The organism is Lacibacter sediminis (assembly GCF_014168535.1).
Classification (GTDB): Bacteria; Bacteroidota; Bacteroidia; order Chitinophagales; family Chitinophagaceae; genus Lacibacter; species Lacibacter sediminis.
Genome location: NZ_CP060007.1, coordinates 3,974,626 through 4,000,374, shown reverse-complemented (window position 1 = coordinate 4,000,374; position 25,749 = coordinate 3,974,626). Strand labels below are relative to the sequence as shown.

General features: G+C 40.8%; 26 protein-coding genes. 12 read left to right on the top strand and 14 right to left on the bottom strand.

Annotation, left to right across the window (positions count from 1 at the left end):
- The 12 genes from nuoL to H4075_RS16925 form a co-directional block, all read right to left on the bottom strand.
- Nucleotides 1-1,932, bottom strand: coding sequence for an NADH-quinone oxidoreductase subunit L (gene nuoL / locus H4075_RS16980; RefSeq protein ID WP_182802018.1), 1,932 nt, complete (start codon nt 1,930-1,932; stop codon nt 1-3).
- A gap of 3 nt (nt 1,933-1,935) precedes the next feature.
- Nucleotides 1,936-2,250, bottom strand: a complete 315-nt coding sequence (gene nuoK, locus H4075_RS16975; protein WP_182802017.1) for an NADH-quinone oxidoreductase subunit NuoK — start codon at nt 2,248-2,250, stop codon at nt 1,936-1,938.
- The gene (locus H4075_RS16970; RefSeq protein WP_182802016.1) at nt 2,247-2,762 is read right to left on the bottom strand and encodes an NADH-quinone oxidoreductase subunit J family protein; all 516 of its coding nucleotides are present in this window, start codon (nt 2,760-2,762) and stop codon (nt 2,247-2,249) included. The genes nuoK and H4075_RS16970 overlap by 4 nt, the downstream gene beginning before the upstream one ends.
- A 28-nt stretch (nt 2,763-2,790) precedes the next feature.
- Complete coding sequence (locus H4075_RS16965) at nt 2,791-3,270, bottom strand: 4Fe-4S binding protein (RefSeq protein ID WP_182802015.1); 480 nt, start codon at nt 3,268-3,270, stop codon at nt 2,791-2,793.
- Nucleotides 3,271-3,279: 9 nt separating this feature from the next.
- Nucleotides 3,280-4,356 carry an NADH-quinone oxidoreductase subunit NuoH gene (nuoH, locus tag H4075_RS16960; protein ID WP_182802014.1) on the bottom strand — a complete coding sequence of 359 codons (1,077 nt, stop codon included), beginning with the start codon at nt 4,354-4,356 and terminating at the stop codon, nt 3,280-3,282.
- 79 nt (nt 4,357-4,435) lie between these two features.
- A complete protein-coding gene (locus H4075_RS16955; RefSeq protein WP_182802013.1) occupies nt 4,436-5,551 on the bottom strand; it encodes an NADH-quinone oxidoreductase subunit D in 1,116 nt (371 codons plus the stop codon).
- A gap of 3 nt (nt 5,552-5,554) precedes the next feature.
- The gene (locus H4075_RS16950; protein ID WP_182802012.1) at nt 5,555-6,013 is read right to left on the bottom strand and encodes an NADH-quinone oxidoreductase subunit C; all 459 of its coding nucleotides are present in this window, start codon (nt 6,011-6,013) and stop codon (nt 5,555-5,557) included.
- A complete protein-coding gene (locus H4075_RS16945) occupies nt 6,010-6,552 on the bottom strand; it encodes an NADH-quinone oxidoreductase subunit B (RefSeq protein ID WP_182802011.1) in 543 nt (180 codons plus the stop codon). Before H4075_RS16945 ends, H4075_RS16950 begins: the two co-directional genes overlap by 4 nt.
- Before the next feature lie 35 nt (nt 6,553-6,587).
- A complete protein-coding gene (locus H4075_RS16940) occupies nt 6,588-6,938 on the bottom strand; it encodes an NADH-quinone oxidoreductase subunit A (protein ID WP_182802010.1) in 351 nt (116 codons plus the stop codon).
- 212 nt (nt 6,939-7,150) lie between these two features.
- Nucleotides 7,151-7,870, bottom strand: a complete 720-nt coding sequence (locus H4075_RS16935) for a ferredoxin--NADP reductase (protein WP_182802009.1) — start codon at nt 7,868-7,870, stop codon at nt 7,151-7,153.
- 218 nt (nt 7,871-8,088) lie between these two features.
- Nucleotides 8,089-8,505 (bottom strand): lipocalin-like domain-containing protein, encoded by a 417-nt coding sequence (locus H4075_RS16930; protein ID WP_182802008.1) that lies wholly within the window; start codon nt 8,503-8,505, stop codon nt 8,089-8,091.
- Nucleotides 8,506-8,693: 188 nt separating this feature from the next.
- Nucleotides 8,694-9,530, bottom strand: coding sequence for a dienelactone hydrolase family protein (locus tag H4075_RS16925; protein ID WP_182802007.1), 837 nt, complete (start codon nt 9,528-9,530; stop codon nt 8,694-8,696).
- 351 nt (nt 9,531-9,881) lie between these two features.
- Here H4075_RS16925 and atpD point away from each other — a divergent pair, with 351 nt between their 5' ends.
- The 4 genes from atpD to H4075_RS16905 all read left to right on the top strand — a co-directional run bounded on the left by atpD (nt 9,882) and on the right by H4075_RS16905 (nt 14,656).
- Nucleotides 9,882-11,381 carry a F0F1 ATP synthase subunit beta gene (gene atpD, locus H4075_RS16920; protein ID WP_182802006.1) on the top strand — a complete coding sequence of 500 codons (1,500 nt, stop codon included), beginning with the start codon at nt 9,882-9,884 and terminating at the stop codon, nt 11,379-11,381.
- A 65-nt stretch (nt 11,382-11,446) separates the two neighbouring features.
- Nucleotides 11,447-11,698 carry an ATP synthase F1 subunit epsilon gene (gene atpC, locus H4075_RS16915; protein ID WP_182802005.1) on the top strand — a complete coding sequence of 84 codons (252 nt, stop codon included), beginning with the start codon at nt 11,447-11,449 and terminating at the stop codon, nt 11,696-11,698.
- A gap of 99 nt (nt 11,699-11,797) precedes the next feature.
- On the top strand, nt 11,798-13,429 hold the full coding sequence (locus H4075_RS16910; protein ID WP_182802004.1) for a DUF4139 domain-containing protein: 1,632 nt from the start codon (nt 11,798-11,800) through the stop codon (nt 13,427-13,429).
- A 168-nt stretch (nt 13,430-13,597) separates the two neighbouring features.
- A complete protein-coding gene (locus H4075_RS16905) occupies nt 13,598-14,656 on the top strand; it encodes a VOC family protein (protein WP_182802003.1) in 1,059 nt (352 codons plus the stop codon).
- Nucleotides 14,657-14,732: 76 nt separating this feature from the next.
- Here the strand turns inward: H4075_RS16905 and H4075_RS16900 are convergent, their stop codons facing one another.
- Entirely contained in the window at nt 14,733-15,284 is a 552-nt protein-coding gene (locus H4075_RS16900; RefSeq protein ID WP_182802002.1) for a YqgE/AlgH family protein, read from the bottom strand.
- Between the two features lie 167 nt (nt 15,285-15,451).
- Between H4075_RS16900 and H4075_RS16895 the strand changes: the two genes are divergently transcribed.
- Nucleotides 15,452-16,780, top strand: coding sequence for a sensor histidine kinase (locus H4075_RS16895; protein ID WP_182802001.1), 1,329 nt, complete (start codon nt 15,452-15,454; stop codon nt 16,778-16,780).
- A 3-nt stretch (nt 16,781-16,783) separates the two neighbouring features.
- Here the strand turns inward: H4075_RS16895 and H4075_RS16890 are convergent, their stop codons facing one another.
- Nucleotides 16,784-17,191: a DUF3052 domain-containing protein gene (locus tag H4075_RS16890; RefSeq protein ID WP_182802000.1), complete on the bottom strand. Its 408-nt coding sequence runs from the start codon at nt 17,189-17,191 to the stop codon at nt 16,784-16,786.
- Between the two features lie 220 nt (nt 17,192-17,411).
- On the opposite strand from H4075_RS16890, the gene mraZ reads away from it, so the two are divergent.
- The 7 genes from mraZ (at nt 17,412) to murD (ending at nt 25,709) form a co-directional block, all read left to right on the top strand.
- Nucleotides 17,412-17,870: a division/cell wall cluster transcriptional repressor MraZ gene (gene mraZ, locus H4075_RS16885; RefSeq protein WP_182801999.1), complete on the top strand. Its 459-nt coding sequence runs from the start codon at nt 17,412-17,414 to the stop codon at nt 17,868-17,870.
- Between the two features lie 5 nt (nt 17,871-17,875).
- On the top strand, nt 17,876-18,832 hold the full coding sequence (rsmH, locus tag H4075_RS16880; RefSeq protein ID WP_182801998.1) for a 16S rRNA (cytosine(1402)-N(4))-methyltransferase RsmH: 957 nt from the start codon (nt 17,876-17,878) through the stop codon (nt 18,830-18,832).
- Nucleotides 18,833-18,889: 57 nt separating this feature from the next.
- Complete coding sequence (locus tag H4075_RS16875; protein ID WP_182801997.1) at nt 18,890-19,216, top strand: FtsL-like putative cell division protein; 327 nt, start codon at nt 18,890-18,892, stop codon at nt 19,214-19,216.
- The gene (locus H4075_RS16870) at nt 19,216-21,321 is read left to right on the top strand and encodes a penicillin-binding protein (protein ID WP_182801996.1); all 2,106 of its coding nucleotides are present in this window, start codon (nt 19,216-19,218) and stop codon (nt 21,319-21,321) included. The genes H4075_RS16875 and H4075_RS16870 overlap by 1 nt, the downstream gene beginning before the upstream one ends.
- Nucleotides 21,321-22,787, top strand: a complete 1,467-nt coding sequence (locus H4075_RS16865; protein WP_182801995.1) for a UDP-N-acetylmuramoyl-L-alanyl-D-glutamate--2,6-diaminopimelate ligase — start codon at nt 21,321-21,323, stop codon at nt 22,785-22,787. The genes H4075_RS16870 and H4075_RS16865 overlap by 1 nt, the downstream gene beginning before the upstream one ends.
- 69 nt (nt 22,788-22,856) lie before the next feature.
- Nucleotides 22,857-24,134, top strand: coding sequence for a phospho-N-acetylmuramoyl-pentapeptide-transferase (mraY, locus tag H4075_RS16860; RefSeq protein WP_182801994.1), 1,278 nt, complete (start codon nt 22,857-22,859; stop codon nt 24,132-24,134).
- 234 nt (nt 24,135-24,368) lie between these two features.
- Entirely contained in the window at nt 24,369-25,709 is a 1,341-nt protein-coding gene (gene murD, locus H4075_RS16855) for a UDP-N-acetylmuramoyl-L-alanine--D-glutamate ligase (protein WP_182801993.1), read from the top strand.
- Nucleotides 25,710-25,749 lie beyond the last annotated feature (40 nt).

Here is a 25,749-nt window from a genome sequence, read left to right as displayed (position 1 = left end):
TTATGGTTTCCAGAAGTAAATAAATATGATTAAGAATGCAGCGAGTCCGCCAAAGAAATACAAGGTGTAATTCTGTATTTTACCGGATTGCAGATTTTTAATGAGGTTTGATATTTTTCCTGTACCCGATGCAATGCCATTCATCAAACCATCAACAATATTGCGATCGATCCATGCTGCAGGACGACCGATAAGATTGAAGACGATCTTTTTGGTAATGAACAGATACAGCTCATCAATATAAAATTTCTTATAAGCTGCTTTGTACAAACCACCTAATGCAGTTGCAACCTGTTGTGGTTTGTTGTTTTCCTTTTTGTACATCAGCATGGCAATAAAAATACCTGCAAGACCAAGCGCCACAGGTGCAATGGAGAAACTTAAATGGAAATGTGATTCCAGCGCTTTACCATCGGCAGAAACAAATTCACCAAACGGAATAAAGCCAGCGGCAAGTGTACATGCTGCTAAAAGAATCAACGGAAGCTTCATAGAGAAAGTTCCTTCTCCGTGATGCCCGTGTACTTCAGTTTCCTTGTTCCAGAAGATTGAGAAATACAAACGGAACATATAGAAAGCAGTTAGTCCTGATGTAAGCAAAGCAATAATATAAACCGGCATGCTTGCATTATATGCCGCCAACAGAATTTCTTCTTTGCTGAAGAAGCCTGCAAATGGTGGAACACCTGCAATTGCCAGACATGCGATTAAAAAACTAATATGTGTAATGGGCATGTACTTGCGCAAGCCGCCCATATCTTTCATGTCATTACTATGCACTAAATGAATCACAGCACCTGCACCAAGGAACAATAATGACTTGAAGAATGCATGTGTAAACAAATGGAACATCGACGCTGTATAGCCTAATCCGTTTTCGCCACCGGTACCGCTTACACCTAATGCAAACATCATATAACCGATCTGGCTCATGGTAGAGTAGGCGAGTACACGTTTGATATCTGTTTGTGTGCAGGCGATCACTGCAGCAAATAATGCGGACACTAAACCAACAATTGTAACAATAGATAATGCTTCTTCATTGATAGCGAACAGTGGAAATAATCTTGCCACCAAATAAACACCGGCCACCACCATTGTTGCAGCATGGATCAATGCAGAGACAGGCGTAGGGCCTTCCATTGCATCGGGTAACCAGATATGTAACGGAAACATTGCACTCTTACCGGCACCGCCCATAAACACCATTGTTAATCCCCATGTTAATGCCGACACGCCAATAAATGATGCAGAAGTGATGGCAACAAACTGTGATGATTGTTGTGCCGTTAAATTTTGTATGATGGTGTTGAAGTCTAAGCTTTCACCATAGAATGCTAACACTAAAATGCCGATGAGAAAACCAAGATCAGCGAAGCGTGTAACAATGAATGCTTTTTTAGATGCAGCAACTGCCGATGGTTTCTGGAAATAATAACCGATGAGTAAATAAGATGATGCACCTACTAATTCCCAGAACATATAGATCTGGAAGAGATTGGATGACACCACCAATCCCAACATCGAAAACGTAAACAGGCCAAGGAATGCATAATAAGTGGCGAATCGTTCCTCACCTTTCATATATCCAAGGCTGAAGATGTGCACCATCAATGAAACAAATGTTACCACCACCAGCATCATCACCGAAATAGGATCGAGGATGATGCCCATATCGATCGATACAGTTTCAGAAAACGATAACCAGGTGAATTTAAATGCAGTGATGGTTTGATAGGTATCACCCACTTTCCCGTCAACAAAAAAATACTGGTAAGCGGTGTAGATGGAAAGAACCGTTGATATCAACAGCAATCCAGTTCCGATAATGCCTGCTGATTGATTCATGTATTTCCTGCCAAACAAACCCAGCAGAATAAATGCTGCAAGCGGCAGTAAAGGAATCAATGCGATGTATGACGAATAGTTCATGGCTTAGTATTTCAGTTCAGTTGCATCTTCCACATCAATTGAATTATGACTGCGGTAGAGATTGATGATGATAGCAATCGCAACGGCTGCTTCTGCAGCGGCAATCGTAATAATGAAGATGGTAAAGAAGATGCCGTCTAATTTATCGGGATATAAATATTTATTGAACGCAACAAAGTTGATGTTAACGCTGTTCAGCATTAATTCAATGGCCATGAGCATCGTGATCATGTTTCGCCTTGTAAACAAGCCATACATGCCAATGAAGAACAGGGCCGTGCTGACGAACAAAATATGTGTTACAGGAACTTCGCTCATTTTTCTTCAGGTTTTGTTTTTAATGCAATAACAATACAACCAACCATGGCTGCCAGTAATAACATACTCACTACTTCAAACGGTAACGAATAACCATCTTGCTCTACATTCAACATCGCTTTACCGATCCTTGCTACATCGTTATCAAATGGTTGATCGATGGTAACAAATCCATATTGATCAATAAGTAAATAAGTAAATGCAAAACCGAACAACACAGCCAATGCAGCTGCAATGGTTCGTACCAACGGCGCCTTCGCCATTTCTTTACCTGATTGTTGAGTCAGGAAAATGGAAAAGATGATAAGTACAACAATACCGCCTACGTACACTACAATTTGTACTGCTGCAATAAACTGTACATCCATCCAGAAATAAAGACCGGCAATACCAACTAATGAAAATAAAAGCCAAATAGCCGAGCGGAAAATTTTCCTGGTTGTAACGGACAGAACACCCATGCTCAGGATAAAAGCAGAGATGAGATAAAAAAGTATTTGTGATCCAGTCATTTTAGTTCTTTATAAAACCAATATTCAGTTATTCAACCCCTTCCCTGATCTTTGATCCGGGTTTGTTGAGTGTTTTTGTGAGTTGACTTCTGTCGAACACACTATGTTCAAATGTTTGCGCCATTTTAATTGCACCTGTTGGGCAAGCCTCCACACATAAATTACACATGGTGCATAATTCTAAATGATACACAAATGTGTCGATCGCTTTTTTCTTCTTGCCTGTTTCTGCATCCACATCAAACTTTGTTATGATCTTGATGGTGGCATTGGGGCAAGCCAATTCACAAGCAGTACAACCTGTGCAGGCATGTTCGTTATTTTCGTCGTGAATCATCACCACTTCACCCTTGAATCGTTCGGGTAATACCAAGGTATCCCTGTTATCGGGATACTGTTCTGTAATGATCTCTTTATGGTGTGTGAAATAATAGCCGGTACGTTTCATACCTGTTGCCAACGATTTCATCGCACCCCAGACGTCTTTTATGTATTGTTTTAAAAACATAATGCTACATTAAAAATGCCAACCTAATATGGCGATCAATGTTACCAGCAATAAATTGAACATGCTGATCGGTAATAAATATTTCCACTCCAGATTCAACAACTGATCAATACGTAAGCGTGGAAACGTCCAGCGGAACCACATGATCAGAAAGATTAAAAAGAATGTTTTTCCAAAGAACCAGATACTCGACGGGATATAATCCATCACATGATTGAATGCTTCCCAAGTGCCAATGTGAAACGGCATCCATCCACCTAAGAAGAGTGTTGCGCCGAGGGCACATACAATAAATACATTCACATATTCAGCCAGGAAGAAGAGAGCGAATTTCATTCCTGAATATTCTGTATGAAAACCTGCAGTCAATTCACTTTCTGCTTCTGCCATATCAAATGGTGCACGGTTGGTTTCCGCTGTTACTGCAATAATGAAAATGACAAATGAAATGATAGCAGGAATATGTCCTTTAAAGATCCACCATCCATCGGCTTGTGAATTGATGATATCAGAAACACGTAAGCTTCCCGTTAACACAACAATCGCAAGTACTGCAAGACCGGCAGATAATTCATAGCTCACAATCTGTGCACCACTGCGCATTGCACCGAGCAACGAATATTTATTATTGCTTGCCCAACCTGCCATTAAAATACTGATGACAGAAATTGATGATACAGCAGAGATATACAGTACACCGATGTTGAGATCCCATAGCTGAAAATCTTTGGCAAAGGCAATGGGTGCCATCAACAACATCGCAACAATCATGGCAACAAACGGCGCCACATTAAATAATAATTTATCAGACCCGCCGGGTGTCATTCCTTCTTTCACCAATAACTTTACGGTGTCTGCTAATGATTGAAACATTCCTTTCGGTCCAACACGATTTGGTCCTAAACGAATTTGTATCCATGCAGATACTTTGCGTTCCATGATCACCAGTATTAATCCCAGCATTGCAAATAAGCCAATCACTGCCACACCTGCTATCAGCATTTCAAGTATGAGTGCCAATGTTGGGTTGAATGTTTCATTCAGCCATTGATCAATACTTGTTGCTATGTTACTTAAGCTCCACATTCGATTTTCGATTTATGATTTCTGATTGCCGATTTTTATATCCGAAATCTGCAATCGTCATTCTGCAATTCTCTTTTACTTATCTGTCAATATCAGGGATTACCAAATCCAACGTTCCCATTGCTGCAATCAAATCACCAATTTTTCCACCTTTCACCAAATGATTCAACGCTGATAAATTTGAGAATCCCGGTGAACGGAACTTAATACGATAAGGAGTTGTGCCGCCTTCACTCACAATGTACACACCCAACTCGCCACGTGCTGTTTCTGCTTTACTGTAGAATTCTCCTTTTGGTAATTTCAAAACAGCTTTTGTTTTTGCCTGGAAATCACCTTCAGGAATATTATCGATCAATTGTTCAATGATGCGGATCGATTGCTGCATTTCACGAAGACGCACCATGTAACGTGCAAATGAATCGCAACCTGTTTCAAGCACTTCATCAAATTCAAGCTTATCATAAATTTCGTAAGGGTAGTGCTTGCGTGTATCACTACTTACACCGCTGCCTCTTGCTACCGGTCCTGTACAACCGTAAGAGATCACATCTTCAGCAGAAATAACACCAACACCTTTCATCCTGTTTTGGAAGATCACGTTGCCGGTCACCATTTCATCGTATTCGTGAATTTTACTTTTATAGAGTTGCAGAAAATCTTTTACTCTGCGTTGAAAATTGGGATGAATGTCGTGCATCACACCACCCGGTACCATGTAATTCATGGTGAGTCGTGCTCCACAAGTTTCTTCCATAATATCATTGATGCTTTCCCGTTCACGGAATGCATGAAAGAAAGGAGTGAAGGCACCAAGATCCATTGCCATTGCTCCCCACCATAATTCATGTGAAGCAATTCGTGTAAGTTCATCCATCAATACACGGATCACTTGTGCCCTTGGTGGAATTTCTAATTGCAATCCTTTCTCCACACACATGGCACAAGCATGGTTATTGATATGAGCCGATAGATAATCCATGCGGCTCGTAACATAAATAAACTGGCGGTAGGTGAGGCTTTCGCACATCTTTTCAATGGAGCGATGAATATAACCAAGGTGCGGCTCCACATTCTTAATAGTTTCACCATTTAACGTGATCACCAAATGCAATACACCGTGTGTGGCAGGATGCTGTGGCCCTACGTTAATGATTAAATCGCCTTCTGTTGTTGTACCAACTTCTTCAAACATAAATTAGAGTCTGATCATGTTAATCGGATCTTCAAAATCTTTCAGCAAAGGTTTTTTTCCTTCCCATCCATCGGGTAAGATCAGCAAGCGCAGATCGGGATGGTTCAGGAATTTTACGCCAAACATTTCATATACTTCACGTTCGTGAAACTCTGCAGTGCGCCAAATATGACTCACCGTTTCTATTTCAGGATTTGTTCTATCGAGTTTTGCTTTTACTACTATTTCATGACGATGAATGGTGGAACGCAGATGATACACCATTGTCAAGTGCGTTTTCCAATCAACACAGGTCAAACAAAAAAGAAAATTGAATTGCAGCGAAGCATCGTTTCGCAGTTGTTGTGCGAAAGCTAACCAATCGGTTGCTTCAACATTGATCGTAAGGAAATCGTTGCCATCTTCAATTACTGCTGAAGCTAACAGCGTGGGAATACTTGTCTTTAATTCTTCGTTCGTCATATGTTTTCTTTTCCTTCCTTTATTTGTTCTCTTGTTAAACCACTCTTGATTTTTTCCTGCAACGAGATCAATGCATGCAGTAACGCTTCGGGGCGTGGCGGACAACCGGCTACATATACATCAACAGGTATTACATGGTCTGCACCTTTTACAACAGAGTATGTATTATAAAAGAAAGGACCTCCGCTTATAGCGCAGGCACCCATTGCAATCACATACTTTGGATCGGCCATTTGATCATACAAACGTTTCAGCACCGGTGCCATTTTATTCACGATGGTACCTGCTATAATAATTACATCGGCCTGGCGTGGCGTGGCACGTGCCACTTCAAAACCAAAACGGGAAAAATCATATTTGGCACCTGCCGTACTCATCATTTCAATACCACAACAACTGGTGGCAAACGTAAGCGGCCATAACGAATTGGAGCGTGCCCAGTTAATGACATCATCCAATTTACTGAGGACAATACCACCGCCCGGTGTTTCGTGGATCTGTCCGGGAAAATCTGTTGCGGTATGTTGTTGATCTGTCATCTGGTACTTTTGGTTGGGTGTTGTTAACGATTATTTTATTTCCATTTTAATGCGCCTTTTTTGTGTGCATATAAAAAGCCCATAAATAAAATGAAGAAGAAGATGATGATTTCAATGAGCGCCAGCCAACCCACTTGTTTAGCTGCAACGGCCCATGGATATAAAAAGATCAACTCCACATCAAAAATTAAAAAGATGAGCGCAAATAAATAATAACCAACATTAAATTGAATCCAGCTTGGGCCAACAGTTGGTATACCGCATTCGTATGGCTCAGATTTTTGTTTGTTTTTTGTGGCTTTGGTCACCACTTTTGCGATCAGAATAGCACCGGCCGAAAAGGCAATGGCAGCAAGAATTAATATAATGAGTGAGGCAGCACCCATAAACAGATTGGTTTGTTTGTGGTTTAAATTACATCATTATTAGCTTTCACCTGTCGATATCATATAAAAAGTTATTCAGAATCTTTTTTCAGAATATGATTTCAACAAACGATGTTGTTTTGAAAGGCGAAAGGTCGCAGTTGAACGGTTTGCAGCAATTGATGACAGTCATCAGAAAAACTGTTTCCGCTCATCTGTTACAATAACGAATATTATCCATAAGATTCCTGGTGAATGGCTTTCTTATCGTAGCCCATTTCCATGATACGTTTCTTTGTTTCATCGATCATGGCTTTCCATCCGCAAAGGAAAAAGTTGGCGTCTTGCTTACCGGCACAAAGTTCTTCATAAATAGGATGTACATATCCTTTGCGTCCTTCCCATTCTTCTCTTGAAAGAGTGGGTATATAATGAAAGCCCGGAAGATCTTTCTCAAGTTGCGTTAATTCATCGTAATACAACAGATCTGTTTTCTTACGAGTGCCAAACAGTAAATAAATATTTTTATGCGGCACATTGTGTAGTTTAATATAATGCGACATGCTGCGGAATGGTGCAATGCCTGTTCCTGTGCAAATAAAGAAGATATCTTTTTCAATGGGATCAGGCAAGCTGAACACACCCATGGCTCCACGTACAGGTAATTCTGTTCCTACAACTGCGTTGGCAAACAACCAGGTGGTACCTGCTCCTGCTTCGTTTAAAACAATCAGGAGTTCAAATACGTTTGTACCATCGGGCCACGATGCAATGCTGTAACTGCGGCAACGTTTGCTTTGCTGTTCATGAATTGGAAATTCAAGCTGCACAAACTGCCCGGGTTTAAAATCAAATACGTCCAGCTCAGGAAGCTGTATCCAGTAACGTTTTGTGTTGGGAGTTTCATCAACTATACGAATGATTTTGCCGGTTCGCCAGGGTTGTAGCGCCATGAGTTGGTTGTTTTAATACCTCAATTTATTTTATATGAAGGTATAAACCAATCTTTTTTTACGAAAACGAGTGCATGTGATACGTATCTGCATTAAAAATGTTTCCTATCATAGATTAATGATGATGATTTACAGGTTTAGGATAGATAAAGGAAGTATAAACGAAAAGAGGGAACCGGTAATTCGGCTCCCTCTTTTTTACAAAAATAAATTAGAAATTACTGCTTAGTAAAAGTAGTAACAAGCGTTTGACCACCGAAACTTTCAGATACCTCGAAGCTATTACATTTGTTAACTACGGTACCATCAAAATCGTCTCCACCGCCAGTATGAGTAACGGTAATGCGTCCGCTTACTACATCCCAAGTTCCTGTGCCATCTGCGGGCGGATTACAAAGTGTACCAGCATCATCATAAGTTAAAGTTTTGTCGGCTTTAAGTTGAAAAACGTCATCTTTTAAACAAACATCAAAAAATGCTTGTTGAGTAATGTCTTGACCAGCCAAAGTTACTTTTGTGATTTTGTAATTACCAGCAAGTGCAGCAACAGTGTTGTCACAGGATGTTTTGTCGTTCTTTTTGCAGGAAAACAGAAGAGATGAGGCAGCGATAGCTGCGAAGAAGTAATTTTTCATGAGATACAATTGATTTTGTTTCGGTGAAACTAATTACCATCGCTAATAAAAGCTCGTTTTATCAATTGCAACTTGGTAACTGTGTAAACTATTCAGATAAATGCGTTTACCGGGTAGTAGTTTCAGTGAAATTACTATTTTAAAAAAGGGCCTTCCTGCGAAAGCCCCCTACATCAATCGACTGATGATTACTGTTGTTGGAACAGCGACGTAAAAAATTCTTTCATATCCTTCCAACTGGCTGTATCGGCAGCAGCGTTGTATTTGATCGGTATTTTAAATTTCTCACCCATGGCTGTAGCGTTGGGGTTAGTGAATGCATGAACCGCATCGGCATATTCTTTAAATGTATAAGTGATACCGGTAGAATCCATTTGTTGTTTGAAGGTTGCAACTTCTGCTGCAGGAACAAAAGGATCAGCAGCACCATGACAAACCAGGATCTTAGCTTTCAGCAGATCTTTATTTAATGGAGTGCCTACCAGGTTGCCGTGAAAACTAACCACTCCTTTTACATCCAATCCCATGCGGGCAGTGTTTAACACCATGGCACCACCAAAGCAATAACCAATAGCTGCAATATTAGTACCATCCGTTTGCGGATAGCTTTTCAGTTTTGCAATAGCAGCTTCCATGCGAGTCTTGGCCATTTGCGGGTTTTGATAGAATGGACCGGCTGCTGCACCTGCACTGTCAGGATTATCTGCCACTTTACCATTACCATACATATCCATTGCCAGGGCGATGTAACCGAGCTTCGCCAGCTCACGGGCACGCATCATCGCATAATCGTTCAAGCCCCACCACTCGGGAACGATCAAAACTGCCGGGCGGGCACCTTCAATATTCTCATCATACACTACAAAACCATTCATGGTAATGCTATCACCTGTGTAGGTAATGCTTTCCTCTTTTAAAGCCGGTTCTTTGGTTTCAGCAGTTGTTTTTACTTCTTCATTATTACAGGCTGCCAGGGCAACAATTGCCAGAACAGGCAGCAGAAAACGGAACGACATTTTTTTCATGATTCTCAGTTTAAGTTTAAACATTGGCCTTGTATAACCACAAAGGGAGCAAAAAGTTTTGAAAAGGGCGGCTGTTATTTGTTGAAATGGGCAACAGGTCCACGGGCTGCCGGACAGCAGCGGTAGCTCCGCCGCCTAATGCGGGGGACTAAAAGCGAATGGCCGGGACAAAAGTTGATGAGGGATAGGAATGCCGAAAGCCCCAACTCAAAACAATTGTAACCAGCCGTTTTCGGCTTTTTCCAAAGTTTTCCTCATTTCTAAATTATCCTATTTTCCATTTTTCATTTCCCCTTCAGCCCCTTACCTTTGCGGCCAGTTTTAAAACTCTCTTTTTTAAATACATTCAATATGGCCAATACTGGTAAGGTAAAACAGGTTATCGGCGCCGTTGTAGACGTTCAGTTCGACGGCACACTCCCCGAAATTTACAGCGCTCTTGAACTTAAACGCCCCAATGGTGATGTACTCGTAATGGAAGTACAGCAGCACCTGGGTGAAGACAGTGTTCGTACCATTGCGATGGACGGTACTGAGGGCCTCGTTCGTGGTATGGAAGTGGTTGATACCGGTAAGAACATTACAATGCCAACCGGCGAACTTATCAGCGGACGCTTATTTAATGTAACAGGCGATGCGATCGATGGCTTGCCACAGGTGAGCAAAGAAGGTGGTCGTGCTATCCACGCCAAGCCCCCGGCTTTCGAACAATTGAGCACAACCAACGAGATCCTGTTTACAGGTATCAAAGTAATTGACCTCATCGAACCATATGTAAAAGGTGGTAAGATCGGTTTGTTTGGTGGTGCCGGTGTAGGTAAAACAGTATTGATCCAGGAATTGATCAACAATATTGCAAAGGGTTACGGTGGTCTGTCGGTATTTGCCGGTGTAGGTGAGCGTACCCGTGAAGGAAATGATCTGTTGCGTGAAATGATTGAAGCCGGTATCATGAACTACGGCGACAATTTCAAACACAGCATGGAAGAAGGTGGATGGGATTTGAGCAAAGTGGATATGGAAGGTTTGAAGCAATCAAAAGCAACCTTCGTGTTCGGACAAATGAACGAACCTCCAGGTGCACGTGCTCGTGTGGCTCTTTCTGGTTTAACAATCGCTGAGTACTTCCGTGATGGAGATGGTACTGGTAAAGGAAAAGATATCTTGTTCTTCGTTGATAATATCTTCCGTTTCACACAAGCTGGTTCTGAAGTATCTGCGTTGTTAGGCCGTATGCCTTCAGCGGTAGGTTACCAACCAACACTTGCAACGGAAATGGGATTGATGCAGGAGCGTATCACTTCAACCCGTAACGGTTCAATTACCTCTGTACAGGCGGTATATGTACCTGCAGATGATTTGACCGATCCGGCACCTGCAACAACATTTGCTCATCTGGATGCAACAACCGTATTGGATCGTAAGATTGCTGACTTAGGTATCTATCCTGCGGTAAGTCCGTTGGAATCTACTTCACGTATCCTTACTCCTGCAATTGTGGGTGATTCACATTACAACACTGCAAACCGTGTGAAGTTGATCCTTCAGCGTTACAAGGAATTGCAGGATATCATCGCAATCCTTGGTATGGATGAATTGAGTGAAGAAGATAAAATGACTGTATTCCGTGCACGTAAAGTACAGCGTTTCCTTTCTCAACCATTCCACGTAGCGGAAGCGTTTACCGGTTTGAAAGGTGTATTCGTAAGCATCGAAGACACGATCCGTGGATTTAACATGATCATGGATGGTGAAGTGGATGAATATCCTGAAGCATCCTTCAACCTCGTTGGTACGATTGAAGATGCCATCGAAAAAGGTAAGAAGTTAATGGCAGCAGCCAAGGGTTAAACAGTTTATAGTTGGTTAGTTGATTAACAGGAACTAGAAACTAAAAACCACAAACTAAAAACACAATGAATTTAGAAATATTAACTCCACTCGGAAAAACATACAGCGGCGAGGTAATTGGTGTACAGTTGCCCGGTATTGCCGGTAGCTTTGAAGTGCTGGATAACCACGCTCCATTGGTAAGTGCGTTGAAAGCAGGACAATTAAAGATCCTGGTTGAAAAGAACCGCAACGAACTGTATAAGATCCAGGGTGGTTTTGTAGAAGTGCTGAACAATAAAGTAACAGTACTGGTTGAAGGAACTGAAGCTGTATAAACAGATTTAGATAAGTTTTGAAAGTCCTCCGTTCAACGGGGGACTTTTTTTATGTAATTACATTTCTATCTGCATCCATCGTTCATAAAACAATTGTTTATGAAAACGAAATGGCTGCAAATTCTTCTTTATGTTCTCCCAATTACATTAACCGCTCAATCGGTAAAACGTGTTCCTGTTGAAACAAAAATGGATCAGGTAACGGTGTTTATGAAAGGAGCACAGGTTAAACGAACAGTGAAACAATCCATCTCTGCCGGCAAGCAGGAGATCGTGTTTACCGGTATCTCCACCGATATTGAAAAACAAAGTGTGCAGGTAAAGGCCGATGGCAGGCTCACTATTTTGTCGGTGCGTGTTCAGCGTGATTACCTGAAAGAACAGGAAGTAAGTGAAGAGATCAAAACAACGCAGGAGAAATTCTCTCAGTTGAATGATAAGATCAGTCTTACATCAAAAGTGCTGGAGGTGTTCAAACAGGAAGAAAGTATGCTCATCAAAAATCAGCAGATAGCAGGCTCAACCGTTACACTCAAACCTGATGAATTAAGGCAATCACTCGATTTTCAACGGGCAAGATTAACCGAAGTATTGAAGCAACAACTGTTGTTGCAAAAAGAAATCGAAGAGATGAATAAGGATCGAAACAAACTATTGAATCAATTGACAGAAATGAGCCGGAAGATCGATCTCTCCACCAATGAAATTGTTGTACTTGCCGATGTAAAAGAGACAGCAACCGTTCCATTTGAAATAACTTATCTCGTACAAAAAGCAGGATGGTATCCTACTTATAATATTCGTGTGAAAGATGTAGTGAGCAAACTGCAACTGGAAATGAATGCCAATGTGTATCAAACAAGTGGCGAGAACTGGAATAATATCAAACTGGTATTATCAACCGGTAACCCGAATGATAATAATACAAAGCCACTTGTTAATCCATGGTTTATTTCTTATGCAATGAAACCCGCTGTGAATAATTTACAGGAAGTAGTAGTGGTTGGTTATGGAACTTCAAATGATTTGGCCGGAGCAGTTCCAGGTATTCAAGTAAGAGGAAAAACATCATTGAAAATGGAAAACAAATCAACCCCTTTGCAGGTTATTACTACTTTCCAACCCATCACCACCCAATACGAAATACAAGAAATAGCAACGGTGAATAACGATGGCAAAGTGAATACGATGAGCATTAACGACAAGAGTATTGAAGCTTATTATGAATATTACTCCGTACCTAAATTAGATGAAGCCGCATACCTAACTGCCAAACTTATCAATTGGCAGGATCTTAATTTAATTCCAGGCGAAACCAATTTGTTCTTTGAAGGAACATTTCTCGGTAAATCCTATCTCGATCTATCAACAGATTCTGATACCTTATCACTTTCATTAGGTGTCGACAAAGGCATAACAGTTAAACGAACACTGTTAAAAGATTTCAGCAGCAAGAAATTCCTGGGTGGTAACCGCACCGATACAAAGCAGTTTGAAATAACGGTTCGCAATAACAAAAACGTACCGGTGAATATTATTGTGGAAGATCAGTTTCCCATTTCAACATTGAAAGAGATAGAAATTGAAGACCTGGAATATGATGGAGCCAAATTGAATGAAGACACAAAGATTATCACCTGGACCTATACCATTGATCCCAAACAAATGAAGAAAATGGAAATGAAGTACAGTGTCAAATACCCGAAGGAAAAGAAACTACAGCTTGATTAGAAAAGTTGAACCACTAAGGCACGAAGACAGAAAGGCTCACAAAGAATAGCAAATTGTATTCTTAGTGATACTTAGCGACTTTGTGCCTTTGTGGTTCAAAAACTTCCTTTGCAGCAGCCTCTTTTTTCTGCATCTTTCCTATCTTCACGCACTTCAAAAATCAATGATATGCGCAGGATCATCAGTGGTATTCAACAGGTAGGTATTGGTGTAACAAACGCCGACGAAGCATTTATCTGGTACAACAAACATTTCGGAACCGATGTGGTGGTATTTAAAGATGCGGCACGTGCCGAGTTGATGAAACGTTACACAGGTGGTGAAGGTCATGAGCGTTATGCCATTCTTGCGTTGAATATGCAAGGCGGTGGTGGTTTTGAAATTTGGGAATACCGCAGTCGTAAATCGCAACCTGCTGCTTTTGAAGTACAATTGGGCGACACAGGAATTTTCGTGATCAAGATCAAATGCAAGAATGTAAAAGCTGCTTATGCTGAATATCAGAAGGCAGGCTTAAACCTGTTGAGTGCACCAAAGGAAAATCCCGGCGGTATTGAATCGTTCTTTCTAAAAGATCCATACGGGAATATTTTTGAAGTAATGGCTGATGATAATTGGTTTGGTGATACCGGAAGACATACAGGCGGGGTTTGTGGCGTAACCATAGGCGTTAGTTCAATTGCAAAAGCAATTCCTTTCTACGAAAAAGTATTGGGTTACGACAAGCAATTGTTTTTAGATGAAGGTCATTACGATGAGTTTAGCAAAATCCCTGGTGGGCAACATCATTTCAAACGGGTGATGCTGGGACATACTCGCAAGCAGGAAGGTGCTTTTTCAAAATTGCTTGGTCCAACTTATGTTGAGTTGATTGAAGTAACTGATCGCACACCAAAGAAAATTTTTGAAAATCGTTATTGGGGTGATCAGGGTTATATCCACCTGTGCTTTGATATTAATGGATATGAAGAGCACGAACGTATTTGCAATGAAAATGGCTTTCCATTTACCGTTGATAGTGCGAACAGTTTTGACATGGGCGAAGCAGCAGGTCACTTCTCTTACAACGAAGATCCGGATGGTACATGGATCGAATATGTAGAAACACATCGTGTGCCTATTCTTAAAAAGATCGGTTGGTATTTGAATTTAAAAAACAGGAAGCCTGAAAAACCTTTACCCAACTGGATGGTAAAGAGTTTAAGTTTTTCGAGAGTGAAAGTGTAATTCCTCTAAGCAACGTCGAAGGGTTGTCTATGCAAGCGAGTGATTGCCGAGGTTGAGGATCACTAATACAAATAGTTTAATTTAACTGTGGATCAATAGGGTAGTTGATCAATTGGCTGTATTCTCCGCCCATTGATCTAACGGCTTCTTTCCAGATATTATCAGTTTGTTGATGAAAAACAATATTGCGACTGGCATTCACCGTTAGCCAGCTTTTTTCTTTCATTTCATCTTTCAATTGACCGTTGCTCCAACCACTGTAGCCAAGGTAGAATCGTATTTTGTTCAGGTCAAGTGTTTCGGTTTTCAGCATACTCAGCACCATGTCAAAATCACCTCCCCAGAAAATGCCTTTTGTAATTTCCTGTCCGCCGGGTATCTCATCGGGTAGTTGATGTAAAAAATGCAGTGTATCCATTTGCACTGGGCCGCCATAATAAACAGGTACAGTATATCCTTCAAGATCGGTGATCAATTCATTAAGTGTTTGTTCAAATGTGCGGTTGATCACTAACCCAAAACTTCCAGCTTCGTCATGTTCACAAAGCAACACAACGGTCCGCATAAAATTCGGATCCTTTAAAAATGGATCAGATATGAGTAATATGCCACTAGCCGGTTCAATCATACACTTAATTTACAGCGGAATTTTCAATTTTCCATTTTTTTGCACATGTTCTGTCAAAGCCTCGTTAAAAGAAACAGGTGATTCGAAATAGACAATTTCCTGTTACTTTCACAGGTATTTTTGCAGATCGCCCAAAAAGGCCAAATGCACAACCGTAAACAATAAAAATGAAGAAAACGTTTCCCATCATTATTGCCTTGATCACGCTGTCGCTAATGGGGATCATTTATATACAGGTGTCGTGGTTACGGAACCTTGCTTTTTTGCGGGAAGAGCAGTTAAAAGAAAAATTGTCTGCGGTTATCCAGCAAGTGGGTGAGGAGTTGGTGGTACAACGCAGCGATGCGTTTAATAATCTTGGCCGTATGCCCGGTATGAAATTTCCTGGTGATGGGTATGATATTTACAAACAGTTTTCTGTGACGAACAGGTTCACCATTTACGAGATCAGGGAAAAACTGCAAAAGGCTTTTATACGGAATAATTTAAAAGATACTGAGTTTGAATTTGCAGTCGCAAGTGATAATGTATTTGGACATTACGAATTAAAGTCGCCACGTTTTATGGATATGGCTTCTGATACCGTGCATAACTTAAAAGCGTGGTATCCGTTGGTGGCAAGTAGCGGAAGTATACTCGAAAGCCTTGCGCCAGATGAAGTATTTGTAATTGTGGTACCCGATGTAAAAAGTTATGTACTGCAATCGCTTGGGTGGATGATCGCCGGGTCAATTTTATTTACACTCATTATCATCACCGCCTTCTTCCTCACCATTCGCACATTATTGCGTCAAAAGAAATTGGGTGATATGAAGAATGATTTCATCAACAACATGACGCATGAGTTGAAAACACCACTGGCAACTATTTCTCTTGCAGTTGATGCTTTGAAAAATGAAAAAGTATTGGGCAATCCTGAAAAGCTGGGTTACTTCACAAACATGATCAAAGATGAGAATAAACGCATGAACAAACATGTAGAATCAATTCTGCAGGCAGCACAAATGGAGCGACAGGAAGTGCAATTGAATCTGCGTGAGCTGCATGTGCATGATATTATCCGCAACGTATTAACCAATCTTCAATTACAAATAGAAGAGAAGCAGGGTAAGGTTGATGTACAGCTAACAGCAACAAATGATCTGATGGATGCAGATGAAGTACATCTCACCAATCTCATCAACAATCTTGTTGACAATGCATTGAAATACTCAAAAGACGATTCATTTCAACTGCACATCAGTACAAAAAACATGGGCAAGTTTATTCGTGTTACGGTAGAAGATCATGGTATTGGTATGAACAAGGAAACCCTTGCACGTGTGTTTGAAAAATTCTATCGGGCACACACCGGCAACGTCCATAATGTGAAAGGGTTTGGACTTGGTCTCAGCTATGTAAAAACAATGGTAGAGGCACACGGCGGTAAAGTAAAAGCTGATAGTGTTATTGGGAAGGGAAGTACATTCACAGTTGATCTGCCATTGAAGAAATAATCACTATCTCTTCGCAACCGGTATTACCAATTTCAGACCACTCCACTGTTCAGTAACAGCACATACTTTCACATCAACTAAATTATTAGCTAAAGCAAACTGCCTTATCCAGTCTTCAGTAACATCTGTTGGTATGCCTGCGCTTTTTTTATACCAACTCACCCACAGGCTAACGTTGCCGCTCAGCCGCTTTTCAATTTTGTTGAATAATTGATGAAATTCCTTTTGCGATGTCACGAATAAGTGAATAAAGTCTGGCCGTTCTTTTGGCTTGCATAGTTGTGCCGAATAATCAACTGAGATCAACTTCCAGTAAGCGTCAATTCCACCGGGCGGATTTAAGATGAGGAGCTTCAACTCATCTGTAATTCCGAGTTTCTTTATAAGTGGTGTACCAGAGTAACCGGTCATAGCAGTTTGTTTAATTCACAATGAATCCTAGGTTTTCCACAAGCTATTCACGCTAATCCACATTGCTTTTCACAAAAATCAGGGTTTAATGGCCTCAAGTCCTTTGCCAGTAAGGCTCAGGGAGTTGTGGAAAAAATAAAACTTCACACTTTTGGTTCGAAAGTGGGAAAAAGTGTTATTTTGTGTGTAATTGTGTAAGAATTCGATTAAAATCGCTTAAATGATTGGTTTTCTGGGAGAATATGAGGTTACGCTCGACGCAAAAGGTCGATTCCTGCTCCCGGCTGGCTTTAAAAAGCAAATGCCGGAAGAGTGGAACAGCCAATTTGTGATCAGCCGTGGCTTAGACTCATGTCTCTCTTTATACCATTCTAAACATTGGGAACCCATTTTTACCCACATCAGTTCTTTAAACGATTTTGATCCGAAGGTAAGGCAATTTCAACGCTACTTTTTGAATGGAGCAACCACCATCGAACTTGATTCTGCAGGTCGTTTACTGGTGCCCGCTCAACTGAAAGAATTTGCAGGGCTTGATAAAGATGTGGTGTTGTTTGCCAAGGGAAATAAGATAGAAATATGGGATAGTAATAAGTACAAACAGTTCTTTGAAGCCCTTTCAGCCAACGATTTCAGCAACCTGGCGAATGAGGTGATGGTGAAACCTCCGGTGTTGTAAGAAAGATGGCGAAACAAAAAAAAATACAAGCTGCAGACCCGCAAAAGGTCGATCAGCAACAGGATGTTTATCACATTCCTGTAATGTTGATGGAAGCTGTTGATGCGTTAAACATAGATCCTGATGGCATTTATGTTGACTGCACTTTCGGCGGCGGCGGTCACAGCAGGGAGATTTTGAAGCGCTTGGGTAAAGACGGGAAGTTGATCGCTTTTGATCAGGACCCGGATGCCAAACGTAACCTTCCCGATGATGAGCGTATTGTTTTTGTTCCGCACAACTTTAAACACATCAACCGCTTTTTAAAACTTAACGGTTTTGCAAAAGTGGACGGCATCTTAGCCGATCTCGGAGTTTCGAGTCACCAGTTTGATGAAGGTACAAGAGGTTTTTCAACAAGGTTTGATGGTCCGCTCGATATGCGGATGGACCCATCGCAACCGGTTACCGCTTCTGCCATTCTTCAAACCTTTTCGCAACAGCAACTGCATAAATTGTTTGAACAGTACGGTGAGGTAACAAATGCAAAAACGCTTGCAGCAACAATCGTTCAGCAACGCAACACCAATCCGCTTCAAACCATTGAGCAGTTAAAACAGGCATTGCAGTTGGTAGTAAAGGGTAATCCCAATAAATATTTCGCCCAGGTGTTCCAGGCATTGCGTATTGAAGTGAACGATGAATTAGGTGTGTTGAAAGAATTGTTAGAGCAATTGCCCGGTATCCTGAAACCCAAAGCCCGAGTGGCTATCATTTCCTTTCATTCGCTGGAAGACAGATTGGTGAAAAACTTTTTTAAAAAAGGAAGTTTTGAAGAGGAAACGTATAACCCGTTTGAAAGGGAAACAAAAGAACAGGTATTTAAGATCATTTCGAAGAAACCAATAGAACCATCGGCTGAAGAGCAGAAACTGAACTCAAGATCCAGAAGTGCACGGTTACGAATAGCCGAAAAACTTTAACCCTTGTAAAAACTGAAGAAACAAACAAACTGAACACAGGAAATTACAAACAAACCAATGGCAGTAAAAGAGCCGAAGATCGATTTTAAAAAGTGGTTGAATTACCAGTGGATCGTGAAGAACGTTCCATACTTTCTCTTTCTCTCCCTGCTGGCGATCATTTACATCGCCAATGGCCATTACGCCGATAACACCATCCGCAACATCAATAAAACCACAAGGCAATTAAAAGAACAGGAGTATGAGTACAAAACACTCAACGGAAAACTTATGTTCCAGAACAGGTTAAGTGAAGTAGCAAAAGCAGTTGAGCCAATTGGTTTAAAAGAAAATATTCAGCAACCCATCAAATTAACTGACAGTACAAAACTGAAAGACAATTAATGGAAGTAAAAAAAGACATATTGTGGCGTGTTTACCTTGGCTTTCTCGGCTTGGGTGTATTTGGCATCCTCATTTTGGGGAAGGCCTTTTACACACAACGTATAGAAGGAAGTTACTGGAAGAGCATGGGCGATAGTCTGCATACGAAGATCCTTGATCTTGATGCTGAGCGTGGTACTATTTATAGTGAAGATGGAAGTATGCTCAGCACATCGTTACCACAATTTGATATTTATATTGATTTTGGTGCTGATGGCTTGCGTGCAAAAAGCGGAAAGAATTTCAAAGAAAATATTGATTCATTAAGTATTGCTCTTGCAGGTTTATTTAATGATAAAACAGCAGCGACTTATGAAAAGGAATTGAGGCAGGCTTATAAGGAGAAGGAGCGATATTACCTGCTGCATAAAAAAGTATCGTTTGAAGATTACAAACAACTGCGTGAGTTTCCATTGGTGCGTTTGGGACGTAACAAGAGTGGCTTTATTGCTGAAGTAAAAACAAAACGTCTTAATCCATTTGGCGAGCTTGGTTTCCGCACCATTGGTTTGTATCGTGAAAATTCAAAGCTTGTTGGACTTGAACGTTCATTTGACAGTGTGTTACGTGGTACAACCGGTAAACGCCTGGTGCGTTATGTAGCCGGTGGTGTAATGATGCCTGTTGAAGGTTTTGAAGTGGAACCTGAAAATGGTGATGATGTGTACACAACGATTGATGTAAACATCCAGGATATTACGGAGCGTGCATTGATGCGTACGATGACCACCAACGAAGCATTAGAAGGTACCTGCATTGTAATGGAAGTGGCAACAGGAAAAATAAAAGCTATTGCCAATCTCGGTCGCACAAAAGATGGAACTTATTTCGAAACAGATAATTATGCATTACGTACCGCAGAGCCTGGTTCAACAGTAAAGCTGGTAACGTTGCTCGCTGCATTGGAAGATAAGCATGTAACAATCAAAGATAATATTGCGATACATGGTGGTCGTTGGAATTTGAATGGAAGAACCATTGTGGATGATCATCATGGTCCTGAAGTAACAAGTATTAAAACAGCTTTCACGCAGAGTTCGAATGTGGCAATGAGTAAACTGGCTTATCAATACTACACCGGCAAACCAAAGGAGTATTACAAGCACTTCAGCGCACTTCATCTTACTTCAAAAACAGGTATAGAACTGAATGAAGAATTTAGTCCCCTCATTCGTAATCCTAATAAAGTAAAACCGAAAAACTGGCATCCACAAACATTAGCATCATGGGGTTTTGGATATGAATTGATGGTGTCGCCATTGCAAATGTTGATGGTGTACAACGCTGTTGGTAACAATGGTAAAATGATGAAGCCTTATCTCTTAAACGATATCAGGAGTTACGGAACAGTGATCAGGAAAAATGAACCTGTTGTGTTGAATGAAGCAATTGCAAGTGAAGCAACCATCAAACAATTGCAGGAATGTTTAGCTGCAGTTTGCACAGAAGGAACTGCAAAAAAACAATTTGAAACTGCTCCATACAAAGCAGCCGGAAAAACAGGCACAGCAAAAGTAAATGACGGGAAATATAAATATCGTGATGGTGTTTACCAGTCAGCATTTGCAGGTTATTTCCCTGCAGAAGCGCCGAAGTATTCCATCATTGTGGTGGTGAAGAATAAACCACATGCAGCTAATTACTATGGAGGATCTGTGGCAGCTCCCGTATTCAGAGAAATTGCTGACCATCTTTATAAATACAGCCAGGAACAGCAACCTTATCAATTACCTGCCATTGCTGATTCTATGCTGTACACATTCAATGGAATGAAAAAAGAACTGCAGGTGATCGCATTGCAATTCGGATTTAACTACGCCGATCAACTGGCAGGCAACTGGCGCAGATCATTCCTGAAGAATAATAGTGTGCAACCTCAATCAGCAGAAGCAAGAGAAAAGCTGATACCTGATGTAAAAGGAATGGGATTGAAGGATGCATTGTATGTAATGGAAACAGCAGGTGTAAAAGTGAAAGTGACAGGAAAAGGTAGAATCAATAATCAATCGATAGCAGCAGGTACGCCTGTTGCGAAAGGACAAGAAATAATGTTGTATCTCAACTGATGGCAGAATTAAAAGACATATTGTATAAAGTGCACCTGCGCAGTGTTCACGGATCAACCAATGTTGATGTGAATGATCTGCAGATCGATTCACGTATGGTGAAGCCGGGCACTTGCTTTATTGCTATTAAAGGTGTGTCTGTTGATGGTCATGAATTCATCAATAAAGCAATTGAGTTGGGTGCAATAGCAGTGGTATGTGAAGTATTGCCGGAACAATTGAATGATGATATAAACTATATACAGGTTGCCAACAGTGCAGAGGCAGCAGGCTTTATGGCCAACCAGTTCTTTGGAAATGTGAGTGAGCAAATGAAAGTGATTGGTGTAACAGGCACAAATGGAAAAACAACCATCGCTACATTATTATTTAAACTGTTCAGTGGTTTAGGTTACAGATGCGGATTGATCTCAACGGTTGAATATCATGTAGGCGATAAAGTATTTCCATCAACACACACAACACCTGACGTCATCAGTTTAAACAGCTTACTAAAACAGATGTACGATGCCGGTTGCACTTATGTTTTCATGGAGTGCAGCAGTCATGCTATTCATCAGCATCGTATTACCGGCATCCATTTCACCGGCGCATTGTTCAGCAATATCACACACGATCACCTCGATTATCACAAAACCTTTGATGAATACATCAAAGTAAAAAAGAGCTTTTTTGATGGACTTGGGGCTGATGCGTTTGCGATCAGTAATAAAGATGATAAAAGAGGTGAGGTGATGTTGCAGAATACAAAAGCGAAGAAGTTGTATTACGGGTTGAAAAACATCGCTGATTTCAAAGGAAAGATACTGGAGAACAGTCTCACAGGTTTGCAGATGATGGTGAACAACGATGATGTGCATTTCCGTTTGATCGGTGAATTCAATGCATACAATTTATTAGCCGTATATGGTGCAGCTATATGCTTGCAGGAAGATAAACTGAAAGTGTTGCAGGTATTGAGTGGCGTCACCGGTGCAGAAGGAAGATTTGATTATCTCATTTCACCAAAGGATCTCATACTTGGTATTGTTGATTATGCTCACACACCCGATGCGTTGGAAAATGTGTTGGCAACGATCAAAAAATTAAGAAGAGGTCATGAGCAGATCATCACCGTTGTTGGTTGCGGTGGTGATAGAGATAAAACCAAACGCCCGGTAATGGGTGAAGTGGCATGTGAGCTAAGCGATAGAGTGATTTTCACCAGTGACAATCCAAGAAGTGAAGACCCATTAGAGATACTGGCTGATATGGAATTTGGATTGAGTAGTGCAGCACGAAGAAAATTTATTTCAATAGCAGATAGAAAGGAAGCGATTAAAACAGCGGTGAGTCTTGCTAAACATGAAGACATCATTCTTGTTGCAGGCAAGGGTCATGAAAAGTACCAGGATATTAAAGGCGTAAAGTATGAGTTTGATGATAAGAAGGTGCTGGAACAAATGTTTGAATTATTAGAGAGATGAGTGATGAGTAATCAGTGATGAGTAAGTCTTCAGCATTCACCACTGACCATTCACAATAAATAGAAACACATGTTAAAGAACTTATTTGATTGGTTGAACAGTATCGGGATCAAATTCCCGGGCGACAATCTGTTTCAGTTTATCACCAGCAGGGTGATGCTGGCTGTATTGTTATCACTGATCATTTCAACTGTGTTCGGAAAAAAACTCATCAACTACCTGCGCAAGCGCCAGGTTGGTGAAACCGTTCGAGATCTTGGCTTGGCAGGTGAACAACAAAAGAAAGGAACACCAACAATGGGTGGTCTCATCATCATTCTTGCCATTGTAGTTCCTACGTTGTTGCTGGCCGATGTAAGCAAAGTATACATCCTGCTCATGTTGTTCGCAACAGTATGGATGGGCATGATCGGTTTTATTGATGATTACCTAAAACTCCGAGCAAAACGTTTGGCACAGGAGCAAGGTGTTAATTATAAGAAAGGAGATAAAGATGGATTGGCAGGTTGGTTCAAAGTATTAGGACAGGTTGTATTGGGTGTAGCTGTTGCAACTACATTAATGTTTAATGATTCTGTTAGTGCATACCGTGAGTTTACTGGAACAGAATTGCCTGCAGGTGCAGATGTAAAAGTGGTGAAGCTGGATGGAAGGGAAAGAACAATGATCAAAGCAAACGAACCGGTAACAACTATTCCATTTGTAAAAAATCATGAGTTCAATTATTCAAAACTGTTACCCAAAGCTATACGTGGAGCAACATGGTTATTGTATGTGCTGATCGTGATCTTCATTGTAACAGCTGTATCAAACGGTGCAAACATCACCGATGGTATTGATGGATTGGCAACAGGTGTATCTGCGTTGATTGGTATATGTCTTGGCATATTCGCTTATGCAAGTGGTAACATTCGCTTAGCAGATTACCTGAATATTTTATATATACCCGGCATTGGTGAGTTATCCATTTTCATTGCTGCAATGGTAGGTGCTTGTATCGGTTTTCTTTGGTACAACTCTCATCCTGCACAGGTGTTCATGGGCGATACCGGTAGTTTAATGTTAGGTGGTGTAATTGCATCATTGGCATTTTTAGTAAGAAAAGAATTATTGATACCCATTTTCTGCGGAGTGTTTTTAGTAGAGAACCTGAGTGTGGTGCTGCAGGTTGGCTACTTCAAATACACAAAGCGAAAATATGGTGAAGGCAGGAGGATATTCTTAATGAGTCCGCTGCATCATCATTATCAAAAGAAAGGATTTCATGAGAGTAAGATCGTCACCCGCTTTTGGATCGTTACGATCCTCTGTGTGGTGCTGGCGATTGTGACACTCAAAATCCGTTAAAGAGGTTATTGAAAAACCACCCCTGGTTTTAAATCCTTACCCACCAATCCTATGTAAGACTTAGAAGAGAACCATCTATGTAGCACCTCTGAGATCCTGTACTAACCCATACTTGTGAAGAGCCTTTTTTATTTCATTGTTGAAATAAGAAAAGTCGAAAAACCAAAAAAGAAAATGTTACCGGTATCCAGTTACCGGTAACATTTATCAGGAAACTGGAAACTTGAAATGAACATGGCACACAAATGTTACATACTTGGTGGCGGCGAAAGTGGAGCAGGCGCTGCTATTCTTGCGAAGAAGCAGGGGTATGATGTATTTGTGAGCGATGCAGGACCTATCAAAAATATTTACAAAGAAGAGTTGAAAGAATACGGAATCGAATTTGAAGAGAGTGTGCACAGCGAAGAAAAAATTCTGAGTGCGGATGAAATTGTAAAGAGTCCCGGTATTCCTGAGAAGAGTGAGATGATGAAGAAGATACGTAAGCAAGGTATCCCGGTGATCAGTGAAGTAGAACTGGCGTATCGTTTTAAAGGAAACAGCAAGATCGTTGCTATTACCGGAAGTAATGGTAAAACAACCACAACTTCTTTAACCTATCATATCTGCAAACATGCAGGTGTTGATTGTGCATTGGTTGGTAATATCGGTATCAGTATTGCAAAACAGGTTGCTATCGATCCAAAAGAAGTTTATATCGCTGAACTCAGCAGTTTTCAGTTAGATGATATTAAGGAATTCAAAGCCGAGATCGCTGTGCTTACGAATATCACTGAAGATCATTTAGACAGATACGAATACAGGTTTGAGAATTACATCAATGCAAAATTTAAGATCACCAATAACCAAACGAAAGACGATTTTTTCATTTACTGTGCCGATGATCCGGTTACAGCAAAGTATTTAAAAAAACTTACTCTCCAATCAACCCCATTACCATTCACCATGAAACAGGAACCACAAAAAGGCGCTTTCATCAAAGACGGCACCATGACGATTGCAGTGAACGACGATAAAGTAACAATGAGCGTAGATGATTTTAAGATCAAGGGTAAACACAACCAGTACAACACCATGGCAGCAGGTATTGCAGCGTCTACTTTAGGTATACGCAAAGAAAAGATCAGGGAGGCCGTTACCACATTCGAAAGTCTTGAGCACAGAATGGAGATGGTGGCAATGGTAAAAGGAGTTGAATACATCAACGACAGTAAAGCTACCAACATCAATTCTACCTGGTATGCACTGGAGAGTATGACGCATCCTACCATTTTAATTCTTGGTGGTGTTGATAAAGGAAATGATTACGAAGTATTAAAGGAACTGGTAAAGGAAAAGGTAAAAGCCATTGTTTGCCTTGGTTTAGACAATCGTAAAATTCATGAAGCCTTTGGCGACACAGTTTCATTGATCGTGAATACCACCAGTGCGGAGGATGCAGTGAGAGCAGCCTACCATTTTGCAGAAAAAGGTGATGCTGTATTGCTAAGCCCGGCTTGTGCCAGTTTCGATCTGTTTAAAAATTATGAAGACAGAGGAAATCAGTTTAAGCAGGCAGTAAGAGATCTGTAACGCTGGTCGGTACGGCCCTCAGGCCGTCAGACCAATAGAA